Annotated in this window: 8 protein-coding genes; 4 read left to right on the top strand and 4 right to left on the bottom strand. The window is 37.4% G+C overall.

Translation table 11 applies throughout. The features are described from left to right. Window positions 1-282 precede the first annotated feature (282 nt). Together J2786_RS09290 and J2786_RS09285 are read left to right on the top strand one after the other, a co-directional pair. Entirely contained in the window at window positions 283-1,203 is a 921-nt protein-coding gene (locus J2786_RS09290) for a helix-turn-helix domain-containing protein (RefSeq protein ID WP_047433687.1), read from the top strand. A 242-nt stretch (window positions 1,204-1,445) separates the two neighbouring features. Beyond that, a complete protein-coding gene (locus J2786_RS09285) occupies window positions 1,446-2,954 on the top strand; it encodes an amidohydrolase family protein (protein WP_310024841.1) in 1,509 nt (502 codons plus the stop codon). Between the two features lie 71 nt (window positions 2,955-3,025). On the opposite strand, the gene J2786_RS09280 is transcribed toward J2786_RS09285, so the two are convergent. The 3 genes from J2786_RS09280 to J2786_RS09270 form a co-directional block, all read right to left on the bottom strand. Continuing rightward, complete coding sequence (locus J2786_RS09280) at window positions 3,026-4,237, bottom strand: winged helix-turn-helix domain-containing protein (protein WP_310024839.1); 1,212 nt, start codon at window positions 4,235-4,237, stop codon at window positions 3,026-3,028. A 56-nt stretch (window positions 4,238-4,293) separates the two neighbouring features. Continuing rightward, a complete protein-coding gene (locus tag J2786_RS09275; RefSeq protein WP_156121537.1) occupies window positions 4,294-4,434 on the bottom strand; it encodes a hypothetical protein in 141 nt (46 codons plus the stop codon). Between the two features lie 71 nt (window positions 4,435-4,505). Further along, complete coding sequence (locus J2786_RS09270) at window positions 4,506-4,994, bottom strand: GNAT family N-acetyltransferase (RefSeq protein ID WP_047433684.1); 489 nt, start codon at window positions 4,992-4,994, stop codon at window positions 4,506-4,508. Between the two features lie 361 nt (window positions 4,995-5,355). Here J2786_RS09270 and J2786_RS09265 point away from each other — a divergent pair, with 361 nt between their 5' ends. Next, window positions 5,356-7,026 (top strand): hypothetical protein, encoded by a 1,671-nt coding sequence (locus tag J2786_RS09265; protein ID WP_047435845.1) that lies wholly within the window; start codon window positions 5,356-5,358, stop codon window positions 7,024-7,026. A gap of 148 nt (window positions 7,027-7,174) precedes the next feature. On the opposite strand, the gene J2786_RS09260 is transcribed toward J2786_RS09265, so the two are convergent. Further along, entirely contained in the window at window positions 7,175-7,639 is a 465-nt protein-coding gene (locus J2786_RS09260; protein WP_047433683.1) for a hypothetical protein, read from the bottom strand. A 486-nt stretch (window positions 7,640-8,125) separates the two neighbouring features. Between J2786_RS09260 and J2786_RS09255 the strand changes: the two genes are divergently transcribed. Beyond that, window positions 8,126-9,493 (top strand): phage tail-like protein, encoded by a 1,368-nt coding sequence (locus J2786_RS09255; protein ID WP_047433682.1) that lies wholly within the window; start codon window positions 8,126-8,128, stop codon window positions 9,491-9,493. Window positions 9,494-9,782: the final 289 nt, after the last annotated feature.

Raw genomic sequence — 9,782 nt, 5'->3', positions numbered from 1 at the left:
AATAAAACACGGACTACTTTAATCACCAACATCTGTGCAAATCTGCGCCATCTGCGGGAAAATATAAACCACAAAAGTCACAAAAGTTTTTAATCTTTTAGTAGGACGAAGAGCATATTCTTACGCTGAAAAGTACACTTAAGAATAAAACACGGACTACTTTAACCACAAATATCTGTGCAAATCTGTGCCATCTGTGGTAAAATATAAACCACAAAAGTTTAAGCAATAGTCAGGAAAAAATGGCAGCATTCACTGTAAAACAATTTGTAATTTTATGATATGGAAAAACGGGCTGTAAAAAGAATAAAGACCATCACAGAATTTCACCGCTCGAGAGGATTACCGCCTCCTGAACATCCATTGATCAGTGTGATTGATTATAAAGACGTAAAACGGCCAGCTGATATTGGTGAAGTTAACTGGATGCTGGATTTTTATCAGATTTCTTTAAAAATTGGCATAAATGGGAAGCTGAAGTACGGTCAACAGGAATATGATTTTGATGAAGGAACACTGTTTTTTATCTCTCCAAACCAGATTTTCAGAATTGAATCAGATCCTAAAATACAGGAAAAACAATCCGGATGGATGCTGTTGATTCACCCTGATTTTCTTTGGCATACTTCACTGGCGAAGACCATAAAGCAATATGATTTTTTTGAGTATTCAGTGAATGAAGCTTTATTTCTTTCAAAAAAAGAAGAACTTACCATCAATGGAATTATAGAAAATATTGAACTGGAATATCATTCGGTGATCGATAAATTCAGTCAGAATATTATCATTTCCCATATTGAAACATTGCTCAATTATTCAGAAAGGTTTTATGAAAGGCAGTTTATCACCAGAAAAATAACCAATCATACCATTTTAAATCGTTTAGAAGTTGTACTGCATGATTACTTCAATAACAATGATCTGATATCGGAAGGTTTACCTACAGTTCAGTTTGTTGCTGGTGAGCTTGGAATTTCTCCCAATTATCTCAGCCGGTTATTGAAAACACTTACCGGACAGAGTACTCAGCAATTCATTCATGATAAACTGATTGAAAAAGCGAAAGAAAAACTCTCTACTACCAATTTATCCGTGAGTGAGATTGCATATGAATTGGGTTTTGAACATCCGCAATCCTTTACCAAACTGTTTAAAAATAAAACCAATCTTTCTCCTCTGCAGTTCAGAGCTTCTTTTCAGTGAGGGATTAAAAAATAATTTATAATAAGTCTATAGCATTGATGTTGTAGACTCTTTTGTCTACTGTTTAATTTCACTTTATGCTTCATGCACAGAAAACAATGAGCGCATAATAATGACTTGGTGGCTTTAAAAATTAATATTATTTTTGAATTAGCTTTATTTTGCACAATTTTTGCTGTAAAAAGCTACTTTTAACGGTTAAAGCATAACCGATAGTACAAAAAACTCCTCCAATATTTATTATGATGAAAAAATACCTTATTTATATATCACTTTTTGGAGCACCCTTATTTTGGGGGCAAGGTAAAGTGACTGAAAAAACTGCATACCAACAGAACCTGACATTATCAGAGGCAGAAAATGCTGCAATGGCATTTGATGCTGATATAAAATTGTCTGATGAAGAAATCAATTTGGATAAAAAACTATTCCAGATTCGTAAACAGTTTCTCAGTGATTCGGAAGCAAAGAAAATATCTTTATATAACAGCTCTTTTAATGAATTAAAACCATTAATAGAAAGCAGCAGGCTGTTTGAAATTCTTCAGACAATGCCGAAAGGAGGGCTGCTGCATACCCATAGCGGTGGAATCACAGACGTAAGATGGATTATTTCAACAGCCAGAAAATATACTGAATGCTATGTTTACGATCAGAAAGATAACGATCAGTTTATTTCCGGGCAGCTGGCATTTTTTGAAAAAGGAAAAGTCCCGAACGGATTTGTAAACCTTGATAAAAAGCTCACTTCAAACCCTGGTTTTGAAAAAGAACTGGAGGATCTTCTTACGTTGAAACGTGACAATCTTTGTTTTTATACCAATTATTGGATTGAATTTGAAAAACGTTTTAAACGCATCAGTTTAGTGCTTCCGTATCGTCCTTTCTTTAAAGAATATTATCTGAAAGGATTTCAGGATTTGATCAAAGATAAAGTTCAGCACGTAGAAATAAGATATATCTTTGATGAACTTTATGATTTTCAACATGGAAAATATCCTTTGAAAACATCCATTACAGATCTGCAGGACATTCTTAAAAAAGTACACCAGTCAGATCCGCAGTTTACCCTGAAACTGATCTATTCGAGTTTTAAATTCTTAGATAATGACAACATTGAAAAGCAGCTGGAAACGGCATTTGAAATGAAAAAAGAATTTCCGGATATGATCTCAGGCTTTGATCTTGTAGCAGATGAGGCAGCGGGACATCATATCAGTTTTTTTGAGAAAAGCTGGGCCAAAATGAACGGGCTTAGTAAAAAATACGGAGTAGAACTTCCTCTTTTTCTTCATGCGGGCGAAAGCAATTCTATCCTGAATAAAAATATTCTGGATGTTGTGCCGCTAAACAATAAGAGAATTGGGCACGGACTGAATCTGATTTACTTCCCAAAAACCATGGAACAGATCAGAAAACAGGATAAGCTGGTGGAAGTAAGCCCGCTTAGTAACCAGATCTTAGGATATGTAAGTGACCTGAGAAACCATCCGGCAAGAGTTTTATTGAGCAATGGGGTACAATGTTCCATCAACAGTGATGATCCGTCTGTGTACGGATATACAGGTCTCAGCTATGATTTTTGGGTGACACAGGTTTATTGGGAACTGGATGTGAAAGCCCTGAAGAAGCTGGTCTTCAATTCTATTAATTATTCTTCTATGAATGATGGTGAAAAAAAGAAAGCACTCACTTATCTGAACCAGCAATGGAATGATTTTGTTCAGAAAACAAATCAGAAATTAAATTAATAGGAGTTTTCCTAAAAAATAAGATCGCATTATTGAAGTCAATAATGCGATTTGTTTTTTAATAGCTTCAATTACTTTTTAAACTTTACTTTGGATAACTCCTTTTTTACAGAAGAACCCAACTTTGATGGACTTACTTTTGTCAGAAGCAAAGATTCACAACCATTGAAAATGACAAAACGTTTTATGGTTTCTACGAAAGGTGTAAGCCATAAATCAAGGTCAATAGTACTGTTTTCAATATGTAGATGGATAAGTTCAAACTTTTTTTCTTTTCTGTGCGCTTTACAGTCAACCCTTCCGATAAACTGATCTCCAAACAGGATAGGCAGACAGAAATAGCCATATTGTCTTTTTTCTTTTGGAGTATAGCATTCCAGACGAAAGTCAAAATCAAAAATCTGTTTGATCCGCTCCCTATGAATAATGGAGTTATCAAACGGAGACAGCAGCCGGATATTGGAATCTTTAAGATCATATGTCTTTTCAAAAAAATCGTTCCGAACAAAGACGGAGGGCAATCCTTCTATTTTGACCTGAGAAATCAAGTTTTCTTCAAGCATCATGTCTAAGACCTTGTTGACATTTTTCTTTACATCATTTCCTTTTCGACGGTGAGTGATCTGTTTTAACGTCGTAAAGCCATAAGCTCTCAGATTGGTTTTTACCAGATATTCAGCAAACTCAAGTGGAGTAGGTTCTGTAGTATCAATGATAGATGGTAAAACTCTCTTAGCGAGATCATAAGTTTTCTGCATTCCCGAACGTCCGCTGATCATCAGATCTCCCTGCATGAAAAGTCTTTCCAGAGCCAGCTTGGCAGGTTTCCAGTTCCACCAGCTTCCTGGTGTTTGGCTTTCATTTTCAAAATCTCTTGCTCTTTTAGGCCCTTCATTCCGGATGGTGTCTGTCACATATTCCATCACTTTAGGATCAGCATTGTAGTAACGGGATTCTCCTCTTTTGATCGTCAGCATCTGAGGTAAAATATACCGGAAATCCTTCATGGGAAGATATGAAGCTGCATGAAACCAATATTCAAATACTTTACGTTCTTCTACCAGTTCTTCCAGATAATCGGCCCGGAAATCCGGAATTCTTGTCCAAAGGGTGTGATGATGAGCCCGCTCCACCATAGACAGCGTATCGATCTGGATATATCCAAGATGTTCCAAAGCATTGAGAACAGCTTCTTTTCCGGTTCCGAATGGCGTATTGTGCGTTAATCCCTGGCTGTCTAATGTGGCAAGCTTCAATTGTCCTAATGCCAACTTGTTTTTCATATTTTAAATTCAAGAAACATGCTTTATAATGTCTTGGTACTAAGTTGGAATTTATATTACACTTTAGATATTGCCTGGTAGAACCCTGAGGCATTAACGGATATTCCGCCCTGAGGTTTCCAGCCACGGAGGATGTAGTCGTTAACTTCCTGTTCTAAATTTTCTAAAATAAAATTGGAAAGTACTTTATAATTCATGATAAGAGATTTTAGTGTATCGAATATACAATTATTCATTCATAGACCATGCAGTCAAATACAGTTTTCTCTTATCGGTCAAGCCTGTAAATAAATTCCTCAATTTCCGTTTGTCTGGCATTGGCAAAACCTTTGTCAGTACCAATTTTCATAAAACCACATTTTTCCAGAACCTTTTGCGAACCCAGATTATCAAAAGCAACCCGTCCAAAAATAGGTCTTGTTGTTTCCAAGACTAGAAAATTCTTTAACGCCGTTGTGGCGACACCTTTTCCCCAGAAATTCTTATCAATCCAATAGGTGATTTCTGCGTCACCCTCCATGATAAATTTGGCAATACTTCCGGCAATTACTGTATCGGCCATAATGGTTTGGTTGTTGACGGTGGGATCGGCCAGTAATTTGGTAAACTTAGCAATGTAAGCTTCTTTATTCGTGGAATCTTTTGATGTAAATGCTGCCAGATGATTCGCTTCATCATCAAGCTGAAAATGAAAAAGAATTTCCAGATCTTCCACTGCGGTCGGCCTGAGTTTAATGTTATATTGAATATCTTTCATATATGAGATAGGTGTTGGTTGATCTTCAAATATAGACTTTATTTAAGCTATTTAGATAACGTTTAACCTTTAAAAAGAGCTTTGAAGATAAAAATCAAATATTTTTAAAACTTTTGTGGTTTATATTTTCTTACAGATGACACAGATGCTGGTGGTTAAAATAATACGCTGTTTTTTATACGTACAAATGCGTATAGGTTTCAGTAAAAATACCTGGCTTCAAAATCGGAAATTTATACTCTGAAATCCGGTCTTTTTTCATCGTTACTTTGGTATGTTCAAAAGAAGCTTCAAAACCCTGAACAACGGCAGCATCCGAAAAGCCAGGAAAAGAGTAGGAACCATACCCAAAATTATTATCATGAAAAATCGAGAAAATGTTGCTCCCTTTGTAGAAGCATCACAAATTATTACAGAACTGAAAGACAGAGCCAATGATATTCTTGCAAGTGTTTTAAGTACAGATCTGTCTGCAATTACTATTAATGGAAAAGGAAATTTTCCTTATTACTGGCAGGATCCGTCAAACCTGAAGTTTAATAAAAAAACTTACGACTGGATCTCTTCCAACCTGAGAGCCAATACTGAGCCGGTACAGCTGGATCAGGTATTTACCAATTACTTTATTGATGCTTTTTCAAAAGTCAACTATTCCTTATCTGTAGAAGATACAGCTGTACTGAATGATGCTCATACCAGAGCGACAGATCAGCAAATGGCCCTGCTTAATGCCTGGGTAGCCGCTTATAACACACTTCCTCCAGCTACCGACACCATGCAGCCTATTGATATCATTATGGATAAAATTGCTACAGAGTGGGCGAACCCTGCTACCACTTTGTACCAGATTCAGAAGAGTGATAACCTTGATGCATTACTGAATAAGACACCGGCAAGCGGAAAACCTATTATTCCTGTACTGGCCAATTATCTGGATGCGCTGGGGGCCACTATATCTTTGCAGAATAATGTGACAATGAATAATGGCTACCTATCCAAAGCCTTGAAGAATGTACAGAATCCTAAAAAAGAAAACGGCGGACTGCTCCTGAATGACGACAGTATTTTACCCGCTTTTGAGGTGACCACGCCGCTAAATGAGATTTTAAACGGGCTTAAAAATACTTCTCAGACTGCTCAGATCGATATGGAAGTAAGCCGTGAATCCGAAAGTCGTTTCCGGGTTTCCGTAGAAGGGAAAACGGGTTTTTCTATTCCTATCTTTGATTTCTTTACGTTAGGAATCGGGGGCAATGCCAATTATTTCAGTGAAGATATTGCGATAAGCAAAAACTCAATCAAAATATCTATGATGTTTACAGGGGTTACTCTGGTGAACTTTGGACCAAAAGATTTTAATATTGCCAGCAATATGTACTGGGCATGGTTTGATCCTATCCGCAAAGCACAGATCAACAGCAGAGACAAAGAAGAAGAAAAGCATATCTCAGGATATAAATTTTCTCCGGATCCTGGGATGAAATTCGGACCGGAAGGACCTTTCGGACTCCTGAACGGGGTGGCAATCTCCAATTATCCTACTGTAGAGATTACAGTAACAGGTGAAGATTATAAAAGCATTCAGAAAACCTTTGAACAGTCTACTTCTGCCACACTTTCTTTCTTAGGTATTCCATTGGCAAGCGTTAAAGAATCTACCTATTCTTCCTCCATCTCTGTAGACCAATCAAAATCTACAATCAAGATCACACTCAGTCCTCCGCCAAGTCTGGTGGCTGGAAACAACAGAGATTCCATAGCATGGGTTCTGGGTGCTGTTGTCGATTATCCGGCTGAGGTGGGTGATGATGTCGAACTTCTTAATAATGAAGAGTTGGTAGCGAAGGGCGCTTATCCTAACTACCAGCTGTATAAAGATAACTTCGGAACTACCTATTGTTCTGTGAAAAAAGTGAAATCTCATGCTGTGGGAGCCACATGGGTAAGTGAATGTCTTGCTGCCCATCCGGGAACAAGTCCTGCAGGAAAACCATGGACGAGCCCTAAACAATCCGGGGTGATCTGGCCATAATAAACAAAAATAAGTATAACAAAATAGACTGTCTCAACAAGGCAGTCTATTTTATTAGGTTGATTTCAAAGTATTCTCATTGTGGCAATTTTCAGACTTTTTGCTGGCCTAAACATGGAAACTTTGAAGTATAGGAATGTTTAAAAAACTATTTGACCAGAAGATAGATTCCAACACCAATGGCGGCATAAGCCGTAACGGTAAGAATATCAGCAATAGGCTGTGAAAAGCGTTTTTCTGCAATTCTCTCACTATTGATCTGGTTCTTATGGAATTTCAGACTTTTTTTAGCATTACGAACAGGGTGTGCGACCAGACTGTCTCCTTCCCATCGGTCAACAATGACTTTATAACTGTTGTTATCCACTTCAATTTTAACATTTTTACCGGCGGCCAGTTTCTCCTGAATATTGACAGGAGCAGGTTGTGCGCTCAGACTTTGAGATGCTGGATTTGTACCTGTTATTTCTGTAGAAGGATTATTAGCTATAGCTGTATTCTTTTTAGTGCCTTGATTATTGTTGACTGCCGGATCTACAGGCTTTTTTACCTGATAGGTATAGCAACTGGTAAGCGTACATAATATAATGATGAAATAAAGATTCTTTCGCATAAGCCAAATTTAAGAATTAAACGGAATATTTGGGAGTTTCTTTTAAAAGATGATGTTTTTTTTAAAGTTCCCAGTTGTTCCTGATATAAAACGTCTCCAAATATCAGTGGGGGATAAAGTAAAAAGATTTTAGGTGTCTGATATAAATTTAAGTCAAAGGAACTCATGCAACAGAATATTCTGATGAAAAAGAGTTTTTAGATTACCTTTTTGTTTTTAGAATCTTTTATTGACAATATTAAAAGAAGCCCGAAAAAAATTGTGAAAAAAAATTAAATATAAAAACAGAAACCGGTCTGTCGGTTTTTCAGATCTATCGTTAGAAGCAGTTGAAACATACTACAAATTATCCTGCTTATATGACGTATATAATGGATAGATGTATCATTGGTGTATTAATGATCTGTTAAAAATGCATGTTTGATGTAGTTGTATTTTGTTGGTATATCTTTTATCTCTCTACTTTTGCGGCAACAAAATGATCAAATGATGAAAAAAAAATTTCTATCACTTGGAGGCATTATACTCAGCCTTCAGGTGTTCTCGCAAGTAGGTATTAATACGCCAAATCCCCAGGCCAGCCTGGATGTTGTAGGTAAGCCGACATCTACAAATGTATTCGATGGTATTATTGCTCCAAGAATTACGGGGGCACAGCTCAGAGCAAAGACCTATACCCAAAAACAGCAAGGAGCGATGGTATATGTAACTGCTGCTGATACAGCTCCCAGCGGGCAGACTACAGAAGTAACCAGCACAGGGTATTTTTATTTTGACAGCAACCTGAACCGCTGGCAAAAACTGAATTCTGGAACGATCGCCGTAGGGGATCCCACAGCAGATGCCTTCATAGATGATCCGGCCAATACAATGGTAAAATTAGGAGCAGCCTCTACCGGAACTGCCAGAACTTCAAACACGGATTTCGTTATTAAAGACAACGGAAGAGTAGGGATAGGAACGCAATTGCCTGATGCAGCCCTGCATATAAAAGAAAATGGCAATACTGACAGTAATCAGCTGAAAGTTCAGTCAACCAATAGCTCTCCATTGATTAATCTGGAAAGAACAGGAACCAATAACCTGGCTTCCGGAACAGAGCTCGGAAAAATATCCTTTAACGGAAAGATTTCAGGATCTAATTTCCCATTAGCAGGTATAAAAGCCAATTACTGGGGTAATGGAGCAACCAATTCTTCAGCTCTTACATTTTCTACGAGTGACCGACCAGCTGTTTTAATTAACGAGAATGGAAATATGGGAATAGGACGTTATGATACCAATTATGCCTTGTCTCCTACCCAAAAACTTGATGTAGACGGAAATGTAAGATTCAGAGGGGTTCCGTCATCCACAATGAACAGCACAGACATGTTAATGGCCTTGGATGCTAACGGGGTTGCTAAAAAAGTAGATATCACAACACCTGTCAGTGCTCTGGTTGCAACAAGAACGGGACCTTCATTAAAAACGGCGGATGGCTCCGCTGCTATCATGTGGTTTGAAAATACCCGTCTTTCTGATAATGCCTATCTGACAAGAGTTGATAGTGGTACCTTTAAAGCAGTCAAGACAGGACTATATACTATAAGTATCACAGCCCATTTTGACCAGGTTCCTGAAGGTACACCATTAGAAAGCCATTACAGAGGAGTATCAGTTGGGGTTAGGACTACAGGGAACAAGCTTACCCAACATTACGGATCTAATTATTTAGGAAGTGGATACACCAATATTACTGCTGTTTTTATAATGAATGCAGGCGAACAATTTCATGCATATAGCCAATGTAATAAAGGTGGATCGTACAGACAGATGGAAGCTACAATGTCCGTTGTTTATACACCTTTGTAAAGTATTTCAAATATATTGCATTAATAAACTTTATAATACGCCAGTTTTTATATAAAAAATATAAGCAGCTAATAAGGTAAACTTCATAATTGCCTTGCTTCAAAACCAAAACCCCGTTCAGAAAACTGAAAGGGGTTTTGGTTGTTATTTTCCAAGAATTTTGCTGGAATCCTTGTCAAGGTTTTAAACCTTGACAAGGATAAATTTTTCCGTATAGTGGAAAGATTCTTTCTTCATAAAGAGGCTTTACAACATTAATTCCTCACTCCAGCTCCCATCTTCCAACCTC

This window comes from Chryseobacterium vietnamense, assembly GCF_031454475.1.
GTDB lineage: Bacteria > Bacteroidota > Bacteroidia > Flavobacteriales > Weeksellaceae > Chryseobacterium > Chryseobacterium vietnamense.
The sequence above is the reverse complement of the archived record's forward strand: the minus strand, read 5'-3'. Positions and strand labels throughout refer to the sequence as shown.

Coding starts and splice junctions, on each gene's coding strand:
- J2786_RS09290 (WP_047433687.1), top strand. CDS start 283: ATGGAAAAACGGGCTGTAAAAAGAATAAAGACCATCACAGAATTTCAC.
- J2786_RS09285 (WP_310024841.1), top strand. CDS start 1,446: ATGATGAAAAAATACCTTATTTATATATCACTTTTTGGAGCACCCTTA.
- J2786_RS09280 (WP_310024839.1), bottom strand. CDS start 4,237: ATGAAAAACAAGTTGGCATTAGGACAATTGAAGCTTGCCACATTAGAC.
- J2786_RS09275 (WP_156121537.1), bottom strand. CDS start 4,434: ATGAATTATAAAGTACTTTCCAATTTTATTTTAGAAAATTTAGAACAG.
- J2786_RS09270 (WP_047433684.1), bottom strand. CDS start 4,994: ATGAAAGATATTCAATATAACATTAAACTCAGGCCGACCGCAGTGGAA.
- J2786_RS09265 (WP_047435845.1), top strand. CDS start 5,356: ATGAAAAATCGAGAAAATGTTGCTCCCTTTGTAGAAGCATCACAAATT.
- J2786_RS09260 (WP_047433683.1), bottom strand. CDS start 7,639: ATGCGAAAGAATCTTTATTTCATCATTATATTATGTACGCTTACCAGT.
- J2786_RS09255 (WP_047433682.1), top strand. CDS start 8,126: ATGATGAAAAAAAAATTTCTATCACTTGGAGGCATTATACTCAGCCTT.